This is a genomic window from Bdellovibrionales bacterium (genome assembly GCA_019750295.1).
In the GTDB taxonomy this organism is placed as follows: domain Bacteria; phylum Bdellovibrionota; class Bdellovibrionia; order Bdellovibrionales; family JAGQZY01; genus JAIEOS01.
Genome location: JAIEOS010000014.1, coordinates 1 through 19,459, shown reverse-complemented (window position 1 = coordinate 19,459; position 19,459 = coordinate 1). Strand labels below are relative to the sequence as shown.

The window sequence follows — 19,459 nt, the reverse complement described above, 5'->3', positions numbered from 1 at the left end:
TCTTTAAGTCCTTTGCTGCGCAAATTGTTGCGCGCTCTCAAGGGCCGCCGAGGCGGCCATCTGAGCTGCTGATTTTTTACTTTCACCAAATCCTTCGCCCATCACATCGTTCTTTACGCGCACTTGCGCAAAGAATCTCTTTTGATGGTCGGGACCACCCACATCACGCACATCGTATGTAGGAGTGACTTTCCATTTTTCTTGGGCGAGCTCCTGAAAGCGGGTTTTAAAATCTTTTGCAAAATCGTGCTCAGTGAATTGCTCGTTCATATAATTTTGGAACACTTCACTCAGCCAACTGTGCACAGAATCGTAACCGCGATCGAGATAAATCGCCCCGATGATGGCTTCGAGAGCCGATGCGAGAATCCGCTTATTGTAGCGCAAACCTTGCATCTCCTCCCCTTCTCCTAAAAGAAGACATTCATCAATTTTTAAAATCATTGCTAAATTATAAAGACTTTCTTCGTTAACGACGCTGGCTCGTTTTCGAGAAAGATTTCCCTCGTTATCTAAGGGGAACATTTTGTAGAGACGATCCGCCACGATCAAATCTAAAACGGCATCCCCGATAAACTCGAGCTTTTCGTTGTGCTCGCGGCACTCCGGATCCGCCGACTTCGACTTGATGTAACTTTTATGAGTCAGCGCCGTTCTTAAGAACGTCGGATCTTTGGCATCATAGTTAATGTAGGCTTGAAGTTTACTGAGGAGAATCACGTAAAACCTCCCCGAATAAACTTCCCTCAAACCGACGGCCCGTATCGAAGCCGGTAATTTTAACCGCGACCTCTTGGCCCACGAGATCGAGATCAGACTCCACTGTATTTTTAAGATGAACGGGCCAGTATTCGCGAGTGAGGCCCTGCACGCCAAATTTATCTTTTAAAATAAGGGCCGAGCGCACGGCACCCACCTGCTCGAGGGCATTGACGGAATAGCGCTCGCGACTGAGCTCGCGAAGTCGCTGGGCTCGCTCCCGTCGTTTTTCCAAAGGCACCGAAGACTCAAGCAACGGTGCGCGTGTGCCCGATCGTTCGCTATACGGGAAAACATGAATGCGCGTCCAAGGAAGCGCGCTTAATCGATCATAGGTTTCCTGAAAGTCCTGATCGCTCTCTCCGGGAAATCCCGTGATCACATCCATTCCTACAAAGGCCTCGGGCAACTGCGTTTTTATTTTTCGCAGAGCCACTTCCACGTCGGCGGACGTATATTTACGTTTCATATCTTTAAGAACTCGTGTGTGCGCGCTTTGAATACTCATATGAAAGTGAGCGCAGAGTCGGGGGTTTGCGTAAAGGCTCATTAATCGATCGGTGAGCTCAATGGGTTCAAGACTTCCTAAGCGAATGCGAGGAACCGTCGTTCGATCTAGAACCGCACTGATCAAATCTTCCAGAGTTTCGCCATTAGCCCCTTCGTAGTCACCGATATGCACACCGGTCAGGACCACTTCGTGAACGCCCTCATCGGTTAAGCGTTGAATACTATGAACGAGCTCGTTCACTTCGAGACTGCGGCTTTTGCCTCGAGCATAGGGAATCACACAGAAGGTGCAGAAGCTATTGCACCCATCTTGAATTTTTAAGAAAGAGCGCGTGTGTTGAAGCTCAAATCCCCCGCCCACTCCGAGATCGTCTTTACGGAAAATATTGGAGCGATAGATCTTTTGCTCACCCGCGCCATTGAGATGACTCGCAATGATCTCCGGGAGCTCGGCTTTGTGAGAGTTCGCAATGACGACGTCGAACTCCTTGACCTCGTCGAGAATCGCGCCGTCGACCTGGGCCGCACAACCGGCCATCACGATCAAGCTCTCCGGGTTTTTTGCGCGCAAGGACCTCGCCTCTCGAAGAGCCTCTTTGGTCGCCTCTTGAGTCACCGCACAGGAATTGATAATAAAAACCTGGCGCTCTCCGGAAACCATTTCGACTTTAAATTGAACATCCGTCTTCGCTTCGAGTAAACGCTTCTGCATCAACCCCGTATCATAGGTGTTGACCTTGCAGCCAAAAGTTTTCACTTCAAACGAAACAGAAGAACTCATAGGATCCAACCGCCGCCAACCAATCGGTCACCGTCATAAATCACCGCCGCTTGTCCCGGAGTGATGGCTCTTTGTGGCTCGGAAAACTCCACCATCCACTGATCACTTCCTAGAATCGGAGTGAGTTGAGCTAACCCACCTTTGTGAGCATAGCGAATCTTAACCCGCAACGGTTTTCCCGGTTCGGGATCCAGATGCCACTGACAACGATCAATGATCATCTGATTTTTAAATAAATCTTTTTCTTCACTCACCCACACATCACCGGATTCCCCATCAATGCTTCGTACATAGAGCGGAAGTGGGTAAGAGAATCCCAAGGCTTTACGCTGACCGTAAGTGAACAAATGAATGCCTTGGTGCTCCGCCATCACTTCACCACTGGGATAAAGGCGCACGACTCCCGTCTTCGAGGTCATGTGTGAGTAATGCTCTTTGATGAAATTTTCGTAGCCTTGGTTCCCGACAAAGCAGATTCCTGTAGAGTCTTTCTTTCGAGCCACAACAAGGTTTTTCTCTTCGGCGTATTTTCGAACATCCGGTTTTTTGAGATGCCCGATGGGGAATAACAATTTCCCGACGATCTCTTTTGGCACTGTAAACAAGAAGTACGTCTGATCTTTCCAATCGTCGGTGCTCGTGACAATAGCGGGAGTTCCCGCCGCGTCGTTCTCGATTCGTGCATAGTGACCGGTCGCCAAGTAGTCGCACTCGAGCTCTTTCATTTTTCGGATCAGATAATCAAACTTAAGATAGGTGTTACAGTTGACACAAGGAAGTGGTGTGCGTCCGGCCATATATTCCGTCACGAAGGGGTCGATCACCTTCGCTTTAAATTCTTCCTCGCAGTTGATCACATAAAAAGGAATACCTAGAGTGTCGGCGACACTTCGTGCGTCGTCCACATCGCTCGTGGAGCAACACGTGCCGAGGCCCTCTTCGATATTGCACGAAGAATAATCCCACACTTGCATGGTCGCGCCGACAACATCATAACCTTGCTCAACGAGAAGAGCCGCGGCCGCCGAGCTATCCACTCCACCACTCATAGCTACGAGGACACGAGGTTTTTTATTCAGCAAATTTTTAAGCATCAGACGCAGCCTCTCGAATCATTCCGCCGGGAGTTAATGAACGCAAGTGGGACGCCGCCGACTTGAGGGCTTCGACAAAATTTTCCATATCATAGGGGGTGGTCATTAAACCTAAACTCACACGGATCGAAGATTGCGCATCGCTCTCGCTATAACCCATCGCTGTGAGAACCGGGCTGGGTTTTGATTTTCCAGAGCTGCACGCAGACCCTGTACTGATCGAAAAACCTTTGAGATCTAAACTCATCAGTAAAGATTCACCGGGAATACCTTCTACGATGAGGTTCGAAGTATTGCCCATGCGTTTTCCGGCCGCTCCAACAACACGAACACCCGGCACTTCCCGAATCACTCGCGCTTCGAATTCGTTTCGCATTTTTTCGATGGGAGAAAGATCTGTATTTTGAAGCACCTGCACCATATGGCCGAGCGAAGCAATGGCCAACGTATTTTCGGTGCCCGCGCGACGACCGCGTTCTTGCCCGCCACCACTCATTAAAGTGGGAAGCACAATTCCGCGACGGCAGAACAAAATGCCAATCCCTTTTAAGGCATAAAGCTTGTGACCAGAAAACGTCGCGATATCGACGCCCAACTCTTGCAAGTTCACCGGGATACGACCGAGAGCCTGCACGGCGTCCGTATGAACGATGGCGCCCACTCCCTTAGCGAGTTCAGAAATTTGTTTTAAGGGGAAGATATGACCGGTCTCATTATTGGCGAGCATCACACTGACCAACAAAGTTTTTTCGGAGAGCAACGTTTTATAATGATCAAAATCGATTTCGCCCTGAGAGTTGATTTGTAAAGTGCGGATCACAAAGCCCTGCTCGCGCGCAAACTCCATAGTTTCACTCACACTCGGATGCTCCACTGGGGACACAATAATCTCCCGGCGAGCTTGCGCCATAGGAGTTTTTAACAATCCACGGATCGCGGTGTTATTCCCTTCGCTCCCGCCGCTTGTAAAAATAATTTCCATCGGATGCGCGCCAATCGCTTGAGCCACCGTTTGACGAGTTTCACGCAAAAGCTTTTTAGCTTCGCGACCATGAGAATGGACGGAACTAGGGTTCCCCGAAATCTCTAACCACTCGGCCACTTTACTTTTTAAAGTGGGATGAATAGGAGTCGTTGCATTGTAATCGAGATATACGGATTTTTGTGACATTGCGGCAAAGTACCATAAGTCCCCTAGAAAGCTCAAGGTTTCGCCAAACTTCTTACCGCTCTAATTCATAATTTCGCCCCTGAATTCCAGCGGATCGCAAAACTCCCGCGATTTAACCCTGTAAATTTTTCAGAAGTGGCTCATTAGGCTCTTAAAGCCCTCAGAACGGATCATCGATTTCAGATTTCAGACGCAGGCACAATTTTCACCGGCCCCCACGATCGCTCGAGAAACAAATGCATTCTCAGCAAGCCCCCCATCAACCGCTTGTCAAAAAAGACGGGATTTCGTTACCTCAGTCCTCAACGGTGGAAACACCAAAACTTTAAAGGAGATTTATGAAACATTTTTTATCCCTTCTCTGCGCCCTTGTTGTCGCCGCGAGCGCATCGGCCGATCAATTTAAAACGGTCACCGAAGAATTTAGCCAACCCAAATCTCAAGCGGAGATCTCTTACCCCGTGTTTTTTGAAAACTCCGTTCCCGCCTTTCAAAAAATTAATGCAGACATCGTCACTCACCTTAAAGAATCCAGCTGTGGTCCTGTTTTCGAGGGTGAAGAAGAATGGCGCGAATACTCGTACAATGTGACGACTCGCGTGGTGGGTCTTAATCAAAAGTACATCGGTTTAGAAATGACTTACGACATCGACTGCGGCGGAGCTCACCCCAATTTTGGCTTCTACAATCGGACTTATAATTCTCAAACTGGCGAAGTGGTGGATATGGGCACAGAAATTCCGCTTCAAGACTTCGAAAATGAAGACTGGCAAGCTCAAGAGCAGTACCGAAAAGAATTGGCCGCCATCATGTACAACAACTTAGGTCAACTTACAGATAAAGACTGGGAACCTTCTTGCTACGAAGGCATGAACAAACAAGAGACCATCGAACAGATCGAACAATTCTGGCCGTATGTTTCAGGATTGGCCAAAGACAAAAAGGTCATCATCCGGTTGAGCCCACCGCATGTAGCAACGCCTTGCGGATTTGCAGTGCGCGTGTCTTACAGCGAAGTTCAAAAGTATCTCGCACCGAACAGCATTTTACACACTTGGTTGAAGTAGTCTCGATTCGGCAATTCTAAATCCTAGAGTTGCCGAAATCTTTAGAGCATGAATTGAGCGTGAGCTTCTTTACGAATGGCTAAAAGGGCCTGTACCATTTGTTGAACTGGCGCTCCCGTCTCGAAAGCCTTTTTGAGTTCAAGAGAGATCGAAGCCGCTTCGGCCAAAAGATCTTGGTACTCCGCCATGGCCGCTTTCTGCTCTTCACCGCTCATTTGCGCAATGGACGGAGGAACCAATGATGACGTCGCGACAAAGGCATCTGCCAACTTCTGAGCATTCTGCGCATTGACTGCGTTTTGAGTGGCATCTCCCATCGTTTGAGAAATGGTCTTAAACAAACCACCAATTTCCTGCATTTTGTCTTTGACCGTCACTTGAGCGAAAGCTGTGCTCACAAAAAGTACGACGGATAGCACTAATCCGAAACCTCTGATCATGTAAACCTCCCCTATTTTAAATAAATTTATTTCTAGTTTTAAACACCGAAATAATAAAATAAATCCAACCCAGAATAAAGAGCAAGCCCCCAGCCGGTGTGGCATAGGTCATCCAACGGGCCTGCGTAAAAATGTAGCCATAAAGGCTTCCCGAAAACAGAATGATCCCTAGAGAAAAACACATCCCACACCAAAAGCAGGACGCCCACTTTTCCCAATGAGACCATAAGCCTAAAGCGATCAAAGCAAATCCGTGCATCATCATGTACTGAGTGGCCACTTCGTAAATTTTAAAAGAATCCGCAGGCAAGATTTCTTTAAGGGCATGAGCGCCAAAGGCGCCTAACACCACAGTCAATAGACAGAAAAAACAACCATTAATGATCCAAAGTCTTCCCATTATTTAATTTCTCCCTTTCGAAGGCCCTGCCAACACCGCCAATACTCTTTATCCATGGGAGCCTCCTTCAGAGCGAATTCGCTCAGTTGAAACACCTGAGAGGTTTCGAACATGAAGGCCATCGTCTGATCCACCTTAACAGGCTTATCCTCCCGAGAAAGTTCTTTTAAAAAAGTATCTGCATCAGGCCCATGAGGCGTCATGCAGTTGTGAAGACTCGATCCACCGGGAACAAAACCCTCTTTTTTGGCGTCGTAAGCCCCTTGAATTAATCCCATGTACTCATTCATCACATTGCGATGATAGTACGGCGGTCGAAACGTGTGCTCGGCCACGAGCCACCGCGGAGGGAAGATCACAAAATCCAAATTCGCCCGTCCCGGCACCGCCGTCGGGGAAGTGAGCACGGTGAAGATCGAAGGATCGGGATGATCGTAGCTGATGGTGCCTATGGTATTAAATTTACGAAGGTCGTATTTGTAAGGCGCATAATTCCCGTGCCAAGCCACCACATTGAATGGCGTGTGATCGACCGAGCTCACCCACAGACGATTTTGAAATTTACAAATCATCTGAAATTTGGATTTGTCGTTTGATGTCTTGTCATAATCGGCGACGGGGTATTCGAAATCCCGAGGATTGGCCAGACCATTTGAGCCGATGGGACCCAAATCCGGCAAACGCAGAGGAGCTCCGGTATTCTCACCGACGTAGCCTCTATAAACGCTGCCGCTGTTTCCGTGCACGGCACGGCCATCCAAATCGCTGCCGCTGCTTCCGTGCCCTTGAATTTGAAATTTGAGTCCGCGAGGGAGGATGACGATTTCTAAGGGGGAAACGATGAGAGTTCCCATTTCGGTGCGAACGCAAAGTTCACCTTCTTGAGGAATGATCATCATCTCGGCGTCAGCGTTATAGAAAAACCGATCGGTCATCGACTCAGTAAAACAGTAGTGATGAATCGCGCACCCCTCGGCGCCTTCGTTCGCCACCATGGTGCGAAGTCCATCAATAAAGTCGACTTTGCCTTTCACTTCAATCGGGTTCCAGCGCAAAGGATCCGGCGGAGTTTGACCCTGGTTCGCAATTTGAGATGTCCAATACTTGTGAGGATAAAGGGAAAAGGGAGCTTGCACCACCGAAGGCAGCAATCGATAAAGCCAACTTCTCAGGTTTTCCGAACGCCGCATGGTGAACGACGAACCACTGAACTGCTCCGCATACAAACCATGGGGTATATTTTGTGGGCTATTTTGACCTTGAGGCAATGCACCCGGCACGGCCTCTGTCGAAAAGAAACTACCAAATCCAGTAAGATATTGTGGTTGAGCCATCGCCCTGTTTTGACACTTTCAACGCCGTCAAACAAGGCTAAATGGCCATAACACAACTAGCTATTTCAGCGTCGTCGGAGCTTTTGTTCCTGCGGCCTCATTATTGATGTGCTTCGCGAGGAAAGCCTCCATTTGGCGCATGAATTCCATGCGGTTTTCTTCGTTACGGAATCCGTGGCCTTCGTCCTCTTTCACGAGATAAGGAACATCAATGCCGCGTTTTTTAAGAGCATCGACGATTTGATCCGACTCGCTCTTTTTCACCCGAGGATCTTTTGCTCCCTGAGCCACAAACAATGGAGACTTTATCTTATCAGCACTAAAGAGCGGAGACGCTTTTTTCACCAACTCTTTTTCCTTTTCCGGATGCCCCACCATTTCGTAAAGTTTTTCACGCATAGGAACCCAATATGGCGGAACCGTTTCCATTAAAGTAAAGATATTAGACACGCCGACGTAATCGATACCGCATTTGTAAACATCTGGCGTGAACGCAAGACCTGCAAGAACAGCGTATCCTCCGTAACTCGCTCCATAAATACAGACGCGATCCTTATCCGCCACTTGCTCTTTCACCATCCAGTTTACGCCATCAGTAATATCATCCTGCATCTTTAAGCCCCACTCTTTAAAAGAGGCCATCCAGAACTTCTTACCGTAGCCGGTGGATCCGCGAAAATTCATTTGTAAAACAGCGTAGCCACGATTCGCTAAGAACTGAACTTGAGGGCTAAAACCCCAAACATCGCGCGCCCAAGGGCCGCCGTGAGGGTTAATCACCACGGGAAGATTTTTTGGATCTTTCCCCACGGGAGTCGTTAAGTAGCCATGAATGGTGAGACCGTCTCGGGATTTATAACTGATCGGCTTCATCTCGGCCATCTGCTCTTCTTTGATCCAGGGGCTTCGGTTTAGAAGTAGCTGTAGTTTTTTAGTCTTTGCATCGTAGAGATAATACTCTCCCAGCGTACGGTCGCTGCGGGCACTCACAACGAAGATATCCTCGTCTTTCGTTGCCGAGGGCAAACTGAGTTCACGATTTGGAATTTTAGAAATAAGATCCGCATAGATCCCTTTGTAGTAAGGACTAAAAAAATGTCTTTGAACAGTAGCATCGATATAAACTGCGGCCACAAGTTCTTTTCTCTTTCGAGAATAGATCACACTGGAAACATCGTAGTCTTTATTCTGAAAAAGAGTTTTTTGAACTTGGCCCGTTTTGGGATTTAAAAGGACGGCTGCAGCGGTGTTGCGACCCAAATTAGACACGCCGTAAAGGTTCTTATTGTCTTTATCAAATGAGATCGGCGATAACGTCTCTTTAAAATTGAGAGCTTTGACTTTTTTAAATTCAGACTTTTCCGTATCGCGGTAATAAATGGTGTTGTTCACCCCATCGTTAGCGATGGCCACGCGCAGTTGCCCCTTGTTATCGACGATGTAGTTTGAAAACTTCTTCGTGTTCTCGAGAACCAGATCCACAGACCCATTGGCCGTGTTGACGCGGTAAACATCAAACACTTGAGGATCGCGTTTATTCATCCCGATCAAAAGATCGGTCTCGGAAATCTCGTCGAGCATGTCTACCGGCTGGACGCGGACTTTCGGGAATGGTGTGAGCTCTTTCACTTCTTTCGTTTTTGTATTCAATGAAAAGAGATGGAAGTTTTCGTCGCCTCCGAAGTCCTTCATAAAAACGATCATGTCGTTATTCTTCCATGCCATCCAGGAAATATCTCGATCCGTCATGGAGGTCATGGCCACCCATTCTTCCCCTTCGGTCGGTCTGACAAAGACGTTCATTCGTCCCTTCATGGGCTTTAAGGCCGCCAACTTATCTCCCGCTGGAGAAATTTCAACGTTATTGGCCACTGGATTTCTAAAAAAATCCTCTAAGGGAATCTGGCCTTCCTTGTTGACCGTGGAGTTCGGCTTCGATGAGCAGGCCCCCAACGCTAGAACTAAAACTAAAAAACCAACCATTCTTTTCATTCTTTTCTCCTGAGTTTAAAAAAACTATTTTTTTGTCTGAATGTATTTTTCTACGAGCTCTTCGAGGACGTTCAGCGGCACAGCTCCGTTGCCAAGAACTGTGTCGTGAAAATCCCGAATATCAAAACGAGAGCCCAGCTTGGACTTAGCTCTTTCTCGAAGCTCATAAATTTTCAACATTCCCACCATATACCCTGTCGCTTGCCCTGGCACGACGATGTAGCGTTCAATTTCGTCCTTCTGGTCATCTAAGGATCCGGCCATATTTTCGCTGAGATATTTGATGGCGTCTTCACGTGTCCACTTTTTGGAATGAATTCCTGTATCGACCACTAAGCGGCAAGCGCGCATGAGCTCCAGGGACAAACGACCGAACTCCGACATCGGGTCCTTGTAAGCGCCCATCTCTTTGGCCAATCTCTCCGTGTAGAGGCCCCATCCTTCAACAAAGGCCCCGTAATGAGCGTAGCGGCGAGTCTGCGGAAGAGATTTGAGCTCTTGCGCTAAAGCGATTTGGAAGTGATGGCCTGGAGCGCCCTCATGATACAGTACCACTTCATTCTCGTACTTGGGAAGATTGTTCATATTTTTCAAGTTGACGTAATAAACGCCCGGCCGCGAGCCGTCCTCCGAAGGACTTTCGTAAAAGGCCACCCCCGCAGAGTTTTCACGGAATTTTTCGACCGCGCGAATTTCGAATTTCGCCTTGGGAAGCAAGCGAAAATACTCGGGGATCTTCTTGCTCACATCGGAATAAAAGTTTTTAGCGTCCTTGAGATAAGCTTGCCGCCCGGAACTGGTATTAGGATAAAAATTCTTTTTATCCTCGCGGGCCGCTTTGAAAAAATCTTGAAGTGTTCCTTGGAAATTGAGGACTTTTAAAACTTCCCTCATCTCGTTATGAATACGAGCTACGTTCTCTAGCCCCATCTTATGAATTTTTGAGTCCGAGTCATCCGTGGTGGTGTAACGTTTGAGTCGAGTGCTGTAGAATTCCGCACCTCTTGGAAACTTCCAAGCCCCATCGTCCGTCGTCGCTCGCTTCTGCTGGTCTTTAAGAGTTGCGATCAACATTTGGTACGAGGGCTTCACCGTGTTCACTAGAACTTGCTCGGCTTTTTTTACAAAGTAGGTCTTTTTCGCGTCGTCGATTTTAAGCTTATTCACTTTGGCTTTCACATCTGCGAAGAGCGGAGAATCTGTCTCACTCTTATCAAAAGGTCGGCCTTTAATGATTTTTTGAGAAGCATCGAGGACGTAAGGAAATACAAACTGAGGCGGCAAAATGCCGAGCTTTTCGGAGCGCTTCATGGCCTCAATCACTTCGCGGAACACGCGCCGGAATTCTTCGAGCCGCGCAATGTAAGCACGCATATCGGACTCCGTATCCACGCGATGGATATTCATCATAAAAACAGGAAGATCGGAGTGGATTCCGCCCATTTGCGAGACCGGATACTGGTAATCTTTCCACTGAAAGTCTTGAATGCCATTTTCCAGTTCTTTTTTATAGAGATCGTAACTGAGCTTGGCCTGATCGTCTAACGTTCGAGAATCAAAGTTTTTCATCTCATTGAGTTTCGCATGCGCGAGCTCGTTCATTTTCTTCTCGAACTCTTCGGTAAAATCATTGAGCTTATCGTATTGCTTTTTTCGTCCCAAATAGGACAGGTACTGGGGGGAATAACTTAAAAATTCTTCGAAGGATTTATCAAGAAACTGATTAAATTTTGCAGTTTCCTCGGGAGACACCATCGTCTGCGACCGCTGTCCACTGCTACATCCTAAAACAAAAGCTAAAGCCATTATGCTCAAAAAACGCACAAGTTCCCCTTGGTTGATGAGCAATTATCTTTGTGAAAAGACCGAGGGAGGTCAACTTATTCTGTAGGGCGAAAGAATAAAAAAAGGCAGGCTTTTGAGGGCCTGCCGGGTAAAAATAGGAAACGACACTAACACTTACTTAAAAAACTTATTGATTTAAAGCGGCTAAGCGATGTTTTTTCGGAGGGCGGAGACTTCTTTTTATCGCTACATACAACGGTAGGGCTCATCAACGCTGTCAAGATTGTAGATATGAGAAAGAGATCGTTCACGCAAAGCTCCTAATAAAGGTTTCAGAGGATCCTGAGCAATGAACGCGCCAGCGTGGAATCGATTTAAAATAGACGTCACAGGAAAAAGCTTCCCACTTTTGTCACCCTCGTCACCTCTGCAGCCCCGAAAAGGTACGCCGATCCTTTTCGCTGACCTCGCCTACGGAATTGGATATGGCCGTCACTTTCAGAATGGGAAACTATCTTTTAGGATTAAATGGAGTCGGCGACAATCGAAGGCTCGACCTGAGGATCCATCTCGGGTTCGCTATCGGCTTTGCACATTGGTCCAGGCATTAACGGAAGTCTGATGTCCGTGACATAAACTGGAGCTTCAGAAGAGTAAGGAAGAGAATCACGATACTCACCCAGCGATTGCACAGCCGCTGCCCCAGCGACACAAACAACCCAAAAAATAAAGTGACGAATCATTCCCATAACCCCCTATCGTCCCACCCCCAAAAAACCTTAACCCTCACCCCCAAATAATTTTAAAAAAACAAAAAAAATTTTTCTCCCCGCAGACCCATTCAGGAACCAAACAAAAAAACAAACCCAAAAGCCACACCCCACTCCTCCAATCTCCAAAATAATGTCATAAATTCAAACACTACAACCTCTCGCGGCTTATTTTTGGGTTTTCTTGGGTTTGCTTTTTTAAAGAGCTGTATTGGAGGACCTCCCGTTAGCGTTACGCGATCGCGGGGCTTCCCACCCGCGAAACGGGCGAGGGCAGGAGCCCGTGTCCTCCAATACAGCTCTTTAAAAAAGCAAACCCAAGAAAACCCAAAAATAACACACATGTGACGTAGCGCAGTGTTTGACTACTCCCCGACGTTTTCATACCTTTGAGGCCTTATTTTCAGAATCATTTGAGAGAGATTGGGAGTTACCATGTCATTCGATAAAGAGGCCCTTCACTATCACAAACGCGCCCCCGCCGGTAAAGTCGATGTTCGTTCGCCAAAGCCCTGCGCCACCGACCACGAGTTATCACTGGCCTATTCGCCGGGAGTGGCCGCCCCCTGCAAAGAGATCGCAAAAGACCCATCTAAAGTTTATGATTACACCGCTAAGGGAAATTTAGTCGCCGTGATCAGTAACGGAACGGCCGTTCTTGGACTTGGAAATATTGGCCCCGAGGCTTCAAAGCCAGTGATGGAGGGAAAAGGAAACCTTTTTAAACTCTTCGCCGGGATCAACGTCTTTGATATCGAACTTAATACCTCGAATGTCGAAGATTTCATTAAAACAGTGAAAGCCTTGGAGCCGACATTTGGCGGGATTAATCTCGAAGATATTAAAGCCCCCGAATGTTTCGAAATCGAAACTCGACTTAAAGAGGAAATGAACATCCCAGTGTTTCATGATGATCAGCACGGAACCGCCATCATTTCTGGAGCGGCGCTCATCAATGCCTGCATGATCACTCAGCGTAAATTGGAAAAGATCAAGTTAGTGATCAATGGAGCCGGTGCGGCCGCCATCGCCTGCGGAAAACTTTTTATCAGTCTTGGTGTTAAACCTGAAAACATTATGATGTGCGACTCCCAAGGGGTGATCTACAAAGGTCGAACCGCGGGAATGAATAGCTTTAAGCAGGAGTTCGCGGTCGAGACCAAGGCACGAACATTGGCGGAGGCCCTTGATGGCTCCGATGTCTTCATCGGCTTGAGCGCCGCCGGCGCCGTGACTCCCGATATGTTAATGAAGATGGCTCCCAAGCCCATCGTTTTTGCAATGGCCAACCCTGATCCTGAAATCGATCCCGTGACGGCGAAAAAAGCTCGCCCCGACGTTATTATGGCCACGGGTCGGAGTGATTATCCCAACCAAGTGAACAACGTCCTGGGCTTCCCGTCGATTTTCCGCGGAGCCCTTGATGTTCGCGCCACAGGAATTAACGAAGAAATGAAACTGGCCGCCGTGAAAGCTCTCGCAGAGCTTGCGCGCGAAGAAGTCCCAGAAAAAGTATCGTTGGCCTACGGGGGTAAACATTTCGATTTTGGTCCTGAATATATTATTCCAAAACCCTTTGATCCGCGTGTGTTGATGTGGGTGGCTCCCGCCGTCGCCAAAGCGGCAATGGATTCCGGTGTTGCTCAGAAACCCATCGCGAAGATGTCCGAGTACATCGATCAGCTAGAATCTCTCCAAGGGACTAAAGTGGGCTTCGTCCGAAGCGTGATTAATCGAGTGAAGAATCAAAGCATCGCTACGAAGAAAGTCCCGAGCATTATTTTTGCGGAAGGCGATAGCGTTAAGGTTCTTCGTGCAGTCAACCAGATCGTCGAAGAGGGCTTTGCTTCCCCCATCCTCGTAGGTAACCCCGAAAAAATTAAACGCCTCAGCAGCGAAAGAGGATTAGATAATATTCAGAACGTAAAAATCATCGATCATTTAGAAGATGAAAAAGCAGAGACTTACGCCAAAACCATGTTTGATCTCCGTCACCGCCGCGGGGTTATGCTCCCCGAAGCGAAGCACTTGATGCGCGATTCAAACTTTTTTGCGGCAATGGCGGTCCACCTCGGCGATGCCGACGCGATGATCACCGGCTCGGATTCGAAGTACGCCGACGCCGTTAAACCGATTCTTCAAGTGATTGGTCCAGGACAAAGAAAAACCGCGGCAGGCCTCAATATTGTCTTAATCCAAGACAAAATGCTCTTTTTTGCCGATACCTCGGTCAATATCAATCCCAACGCCCAACAAGTCGCCAACACGGCCATTTACGCCTCTCAGGTGGCTGAATATTTCGGCATCAAACCTAAGATTGCCATGCTCAGTTACTCGAATTTCACCTCTAAGGGCGACTCCCCGGCCAAGATGGCCGAAGCGGCTAAAATCGTTAAGCAATACAATTCCAATTGGATTGTCGACGGCGAAATGCAGGCGGATACGGCGGTGAACCCCCGAATCGTGAGCTCAATTTTCCCCTTTTGCGAAATCAAAGATGGTGCTAACATATTAGTATTCCCGAATTTGGACTCGGGAAATATCGCATACAAGTTGGTACAACAACTTGGCGGAGGTGAAGTGGTCGGACCCTTTTTAATGGGTATTAAAAAACCAGCGCACGTTGTGCAAAGAACCGGTTTTGTCGACGACCTTGTGAATTCCGCAGCTCTTGCTGCTCTTCACAGCCAAGCCTATGAGGCGGGCCTCCACTCCACGGACCTTGGAGGCCATTTATAAATCAAGATCTTCGTCACCGCGCCCTTGTCGTGGGCGTGGGACTCAAAACAGAAGACGTCAAAGAAGTGAAAGAAAGCTTGATTGAACTCGAAGATCTCGCTTTATCCTGTGGCTACCACGTTGTGGGCTCGGTCACCCAATCTCTAGAAAAATTTAACCCTGCCACCCTCCTCGGAAAAGGCAAAGTGCAAGAGATCGCCGAAATGGCGAAAGATTGCGGCGCCCATGTGGTGATCATTGATCACCAGGTTTCCGGAGTTCAAGCTCGTAACTTAGAGCAAGAGTGGAAACTTAAAGTTCTGGATCGAAATCAAATTATTTTAGATATTTTTGCCGCTCGGGCAAAGACTTACGAGGGAAAACTTCAAGTAGAACTTGCACGCTTACTGGATCTCATGCCCCGCATGGTGGATGCATGGATGGGCTCCCTCTCTCGCCAAGGGGGCGGGAGTACGGTGTCTCGAGGAGCCGGTGAAAAAGCCATCGAGCTGGATCGACGTATTATTCGCAAACAGATCGTGCAAATTAAAAAGAAGCTCGAAAGCGTTAGCATGCAGCGCGAGCAGCGTCGACACGCGCGAAAACGAAATCAAGTTCCAACCTTTGCGTTGATCGGTTACACCAACTCCGGAAAGAGCTGCCTTCTCAATAAACTGACAAAATCGACAGTGCTCTCTCAGGATAAACTTTTCGCGACTCTGGATCCAACGACTCGAAAAGTATTTTTAGATGATCACAAAGCCGCTCTCATGACGGACACGGTGGGATTTATTCGCAAACTTCCTCACCATTTGATCGAAGCCTTTAAAGCCACTCTTGAAGAGTCTGCGGATGCCGATATCTTGATTCACGTGATTGATTTGTCGAATCCTCAGTCGGAGAAGCAAATCGCTGTCGTGAATGAGCTGGTCGATCAGTTCAACTGGCATCACAAGCCCATCATTCATGCTTACAATAAAATGGATATCGCGCCTTTTCAAAAGAAGTTTCAAGCCAAGGGTGATAACCGCGTGTTTATCAGCGCCCAATCTGGAGATGGATTAGATCAGCTCAAGACCATCATGAAGCGGGCCATCGAGCAGCTCGCCGTGCGCATCGATCTCTTTTTACCAACGCACGAACGCGGCCGAGTTTTTGAACTCTCCCACGATGCCCAGAATTTGGTGCAAGAAGAGGGACCGAACGGCGTCAACTGCCAAGTCATGATCATCCCCAGTCTCATTCCCAAGTGGAAAAAATTTATTCAGTACTAAAGAAGGTAACAGTTCCCTTTTTGTATTGCAGCACAATACAAAAAGGGAACTGTTACCTTCTTATTACCTTCTTATTAGATGCCGACTTCGAGTTGGATGCGATAGATCATGTTTGTGAGCTTGGCGTTCGCAGAGAAATCTTTTTGCTGCTCGAGGGTGATATCTGCTTGGGCTTTAACTCGGTGATCGTTAAGGTACTTGCCGATTCCCACCGTATACTGTTGGCGTTCATCGAGACGGGGGCGTAGGGTTTCGTCGGGTGTGATGTGAGTCCAACGCGCGACGGGAGCCCAATGATTCGCCGTTGTGTAACTCAACTGCAGATTTGTTCCTTGTCCATTAAAGATGGTTTGAGTGGGAGTGATCTCTGGAAACTGAGACCAGCGTCTAAAAAATTCCGCCGAAAGCGACCATCCCTGATATTTGAGCAAAAAGTCCGCGATAAAATTTTCGATGTTTCGAACTTCACCGGTCATAGGGAAACCAATGGTCCCCGCGTCTCTCTCCGCCTGAAAATTGGAATTGTAAACCGCGCCGATGGAGACTTTGGGAGTCGTCTCATATTCGAGATCTCCTTCGAAATAGTCCCCTCCGTTTTTGAATTCCCCCAAGGCTAACCACTCCGCCCGAGCCGTGTACGATAATCCGGCCCGAGTGCTCTCGCGACTTCGACCTTCGCCCCCCGTGGCCGCGAGTTTAATCCAAAAGGGTCTTTCTTCGAAAAATCGATGCCAGGAATGCACCCCAATGTCGCGATCGAGGTTGAAGGTGAAATTGGCCAATGATCTCTCCGTCAGCTCCTGCTGTCCTGACGAAATCACCCGCTGGCGATTTCCAGGAAGTTTTCTTAAACCCAACATCGTAATATCGTGCTCACTCCACTTCCAATAGATGACCGCATCTCTGACTATGGCGGGGAAATTGATGGTCTCCCAATCCATGTCTCCACGGGTGAACGAGAGCTGAAGATTAAATCCAAAGCGCGGATCTACCAATTGACCATCTAAGCGTAAACGCAAGCGTCGAACCGCAAAGTCTGACACATCTTTATCTGCCGATTCGGAGTCGTAATCCTCGAAGGTCATCCGATTTTGAATACGAAAGCGAAATCGAAGATCGACAAGTGGGTCTGAATTTACGAAAGCGACTCCGTCTTTTGTCAAAGTGCCACTCGTCGCCGGAGTGGAGGAGGGCGCCAGATTTTGGGCGGCAACAAATGTAGAAAAAAGAAGACCTAACAGCATGAATTCCATCCTTCTCTCAAGAGATCTTACGGTGATAGAAGCCTGTTAAGAGAGAGTCAAATTTGTCAGGATTTATGAAAACTCTTCATGGGAATCGGGGGCGATATAATTTCCGCCAATATATTGGACTTAATAACTAATATAACTAGGTATTTTTGAATTACCACTCAGTAGTGAGGATCTATGACCGACTGGTTGGCGCCCGTCCACCACTTGTGCAATACTCCGAGAGTGATGCAAAACATATTCGACAAAGAACAAAAACAGAAGTGGATACTCCTCATCCTTGCTGGAGTGGCGAGCCTGTCGACCTTTTATATTTTGTATCACTTTCTTCAAGAGCTCACCAATCACGCCATCAATCTTTTAAGTGTTCTGATCAATGTTATCAATATCTACTTCTTTTATCAGTTGTTTGATTTGATCCACGGAATGCTTAAGATCAATCCCAAATCTCGTTGGGCCCGTTTCTCCGTGGAATTGATTAAAACCTTCCCCGCGATTTTTATAGCGGGGGTCATTAACTTTCATTTTATCTCGCGCCCTATTTTTCGCGTGAGTTTTGATCCGAATTACTTGTTTGTGATTTTGGTTTTTACAATTCCATCGACGGTTATTGCGAAAATCATGTTTGAGTTAAGGCAGGCCAAGGAAATTGCCTTGCAGTCCAAACTCGCTCAGGCCGAAGCACAGTACAATCTTTTAGAAACACAGATGCAACCGCACTTTCTATTTAACTCTCTCAATGTTCTCTCCGAACTTATCTACGTGGATCCAAACTTAGCTTCATCGATGACTCAGCAATTGGCAGATCTCTACCGAGAAATTCTTCGTAACTCTAAGAATAAATTTTCGACCTTGGGATCTGAAATATCTATTCTTAAAAAATATATTCAGATCCAAAAAATCCGTTTTGGGGAGCGCATCCAGTTTCGAACCGATGTTCCCATGGATTATGACGAGATCAAAGTCCCCAGTTTAATACTCCAAACTCTTGTCGAAAACGCAGTCAAACACGGAATCTCTCCACGCCAAGACGGTGGAGAAATCGAGCTCGCCGTGCAGAAAAAAGGCGGCTACTACGAGATCTGTATCGCCAACACCGGCGAGCTCTACGATAAATCGAAACCGAGCCTCCTTAAGAGAAACGCCCAAGGTACAGGCTTACAAAACACCAAAAACCGCCTGGATCTCTTTTACGGCAGTTCACACGGATTCAATATTTATTCTGACGACAAAAAGACGTATGTTAAGTTTCAGGTGCGAGGCGATGACCGGGAAGGTCTTTTTGCTCTCGCACCCAAAGAGGAGATAATATGATGACCAATAAAAAAGTACTCATCGTGGATGATGAAAATTTAAGTCGCAAAAAAATTCGTCGCTTTCTCGAGGACAGAAACGAAGGCTTCGAAATTCTCGAAGCCGAAAATGGTTTACAAGCGTTGGATATTATCGAATCCCAAAAACCTTCGATTGTTTTTCTCGACATCGAAATGCCAGAGATGAACGGAATGGATTTGGTCAATTCCCTGCCCGCCCCTCATTTCCATCTCGTTTTTCAAACGGCATTTAGTGAGTACGCGGTTCAGGCTTTCGAAAAGAACGCCATCGATTACCTCTTAAAGCCTTTTAGCCAAGACCGCTTTAATCAAGCCTTAGAAAGATGTTTACAAAAAGACACCTCACAGGTGATTAAAGACATCGACCACCTTAAAGAAACTTTTACGGCAAAAAATGTTTACCTTACAAAGGTTGTGGTGAAGCGAGGGACTAAAAATACTCTAATTGATATTGATAAAGTCCTCTACTTCCGTAGCGAGAATCACTACACCTACATTTGCACCGATGCTTTCGAGTACATCTATAGTGAACCCCTCAAAGACATCGCTCCTAAATTAGATCCGAATATATTCCTACAAGTGCATCGCAATGCCATCATCAACTTAAAGCAAGTGAAAGAAGTGATCGAAGGCGACAATATGCAAGCGATCATGGCCAACGGACAGCGACTCCAAGTGTCCCGCTCCAATCGCCGCTCCATTAAAGATATGGTCCTCCCAGTTTGATCCGATAGGTTCCAGCTCCTTGCGTGCACTTTTCCCCACCGCGTTGGGGAAAAG

16 protein-coding genes are annotated in these 19,459 nt (G+C 47.4%); 5 read left to right on the top strand and 11 right to left on the bottom strand.

All coding sequences use genetic code 11. From position 1 onward, the window contains the following. Positions 1 to 3: 3 nt before the first annotated feature. The 4 genes from rnc to K2Q26_04050 are packed head-to-tail and all read right to left on the bottom strand — an operon-like array spanning position 4 to position 4,351. Positions 4 to 720 (bottom strand): ribonuclease III, encoded by a 717-nt coding sequence (gene rnc / locus K2Q26_04065; protein ID MBY0314667.1) that lies wholly within the window; start codon positions 718 to 720, stop codon positions 4 to 6. After that, positions 704 to 2,050, bottom strand: coding sequence for a tRNA (N(6)-L-threonylcarbamoyladenosine(37)-C(2))-methylthiotransferase MtaB (mtaB, locus tag K2Q26_04060; protein MBY0314666.1), 1,347 nt, complete (start codon positions 2,048 to 2,050; stop codon positions 704 to 706). The genes rnc and mtaB overlap by 17 nt, the downstream gene beginning before the upstream one ends. Then, the gene (gene mnmA, locus K2Q26_04055) at positions 2,047 to 3,099 is read right to left on the bottom strand and encodes a tRNA 2-thiouridine(34) synthase MnmA (protein ID MBY0314665.1); all 1,053 of its coding nucleotides are present in this window, start codon (positions 3,097 to 3,099) and stop codon (positions 2,047 to 2,049) included. The genes mtaB and mnmA overlap by 4 nt, the downstream gene beginning before the upstream one ends. A 37-nt stretch (positions 3,100 to 3,136) precedes the next feature. Further along, positions 3,137 to 4,351 (bottom strand): cysteine desulfurase, encoded by a 1,215-nt coding sequence (locus K2Q26_04050; protein MBY0314664.1) that lies wholly within the window; start codon positions 4,349 to 4,351, stop codon positions 3,137 to 3,139. Positions 4,352 to 4,653: 302 nt separating this feature from the next. Here K2Q26_04050 and K2Q26_04045 point away from each other — a divergent pair, with 302 nt between their 5' ends. After that, the gene (locus K2Q26_04045; GenBank protein MBY0314663.1) at positions 4,654 to 5,382 is read left to right on the top strand and encodes a DUF4163 domain-containing protein; all 729 of its coding nucleotides are present in this window, start codon (positions 4,654 to 4,656) and stop codon (positions 5,380 to 5,382) included. A 41-nt stretch (positions 5,383 to 5,423) separates the two neighbouring features. On the opposite strand, the gene K2Q26_04040 is transcribed toward K2Q26_04045, so the two are convergent. From K2Q26_04040 to K2Q26_04015, 6 genes are all read right to left on the bottom strand, one after another. Continuing rightward, entirely contained in the window at positions 5,424 to 5,822 is a 399-nt protein-coding gene (locus tag K2Q26_04040; GenBank protein MBY0314662.1) for a RebB family R body protein, read from the bottom strand. Between the two features lie 16 nt (positions 5,823 to 5,838). Further along, positions 5,839 to 6,222 (bottom strand): DUF423 domain-containing protein, encoded by a 384-nt coding sequence (locus K2Q26_04035; protein MBY0314661.1) that lies wholly within the window; start codon positions 6,220 to 6,222, stop codon positions 5,839 to 5,841. Next, complete coding sequence (gene hmgA, locus K2Q26_04030; GenBank protein ID MBY0314660.1) at positions 6,222 to 7,556, bottom strand: homogentisate 1,2-dioxygenase; 1,335 nt, start codon at positions 7,554 to 7,556, stop codon at positions 6,222 to 6,224. Before hmgA ends, K2Q26_04035 begins: the two co-directional genes overlap by 1 nt. A 60-nt stretch (positions 7,557 to 7,616) precedes the next feature. Next, positions 7,617 to 9,548, bottom strand: coding sequence for a S9 family peptidase (locus K2Q26_04025; GenBank protein MBY0314659.1), 1,932 nt, complete (start codon positions 9,546 to 9,548; stop codon positions 7,617 to 7,619). Between the two features lie 24 nt (positions 9,549 to 9,572). Next, entirely contained in the window at positions 9,573 to 11,372 is a 1,800-nt protein-coding gene (locus K2Q26_04020) for a DUF885 domain-containing protein (protein ID MBY0314658.1), read from the bottom strand. Between the two features lie 485 nt (positions 11,373 to 11,857). Beyond that, positions 11,858 to 12,076, bottom strand: a complete 219-nt coding sequence (locus K2Q26_04015; protein MBY0314657.1) for a hypothetical protein — start codon at positions 12,074 to 12,076, stop codon at positions 11,858 to 11,860. 462 nt (positions 12,077 to 12,538) lie between these two features. Here K2Q26_04015 and K2Q26_04010 point away from each other — a divergent pair, with 462 nt between their 5' ends. Together K2Q26_04010 and hflX are read left to right on the top strand one after the other, a co-directional pair. Next, positions 12,539 to 14,842 carry an NADP-dependent malic enzyme gene (locus tag K2Q26_04010; GenBank protein ID MBY0314656.1) on the top strand — a complete coding sequence of 768 codons (2,304 nt, stop codon included), beginning with the start codon at positions 12,539 to 12,541 and terminating at the stop codon, positions 14,840 to 14,842. Continuing rightward, entirely contained in the window at positions 14,839 to 16,095 is a 1,257-nt protein-coding gene (gene hflX, locus K2Q26_04005) for a GTPase HflX (GenBank protein ID MBY0314655.1), read from the top strand. Before K2Q26_04010 ends, hflX begins: the two co-directional genes overlap by 4 nt. Positions 16,096 to 16,169: 74 nt before the next feature. Here hflX and K2Q26_04000 read toward each other — a convergent pair whose 3' ends face one another. Further along, the gene (locus K2Q26_04000) at positions 16,170 to 17,348 is read right to left on the bottom strand and encodes an OprO/OprP family phosphate-selective porin (protein ID MBY0314654.1); all 1,179 of its coding nucleotides are present in this window, start codon (positions 17,346 to 17,348) and stop codon (positions 16,170 to 16,172) included. 174 nt (positions 17,349 to 17,522) lie between these two features. Here K2Q26_04000 and K2Q26_03995 point away from each other — a divergent pair, with 174 nt between their 5' ends. Both K2Q26_03995 and K2Q26_03990 read left to right on the top strand, forming a co-directional pair. Next, the gene (locus K2Q26_03995; protein MBY0314653.1) at positions 17,523 to 18,659 is read left to right on the top strand and encodes a histidine kinase; all 1,137 of its coding nucleotides are present in this window, start codon (positions 17,523 to 17,525) and stop codon (positions 18,657 to 18,659) included. Continuing rightward, positions 18,656 to 19,405: a LytTR family DNA-binding domain-containing protein gene (locus K2Q26_03990; protein ID MBY0314652.1), complete on the top strand. Its 750-nt coding sequence runs from the start codon at positions 18,656 to 18,658 to the stop codon at positions 19,403 to 19,405. Before K2Q26_03995 ends, K2Q26_03990 begins: the two co-directional genes overlap by 4 nt. The last annotated feature ends 54 nt before the right edge of the window (positions 19,406 to 19,459 follow it).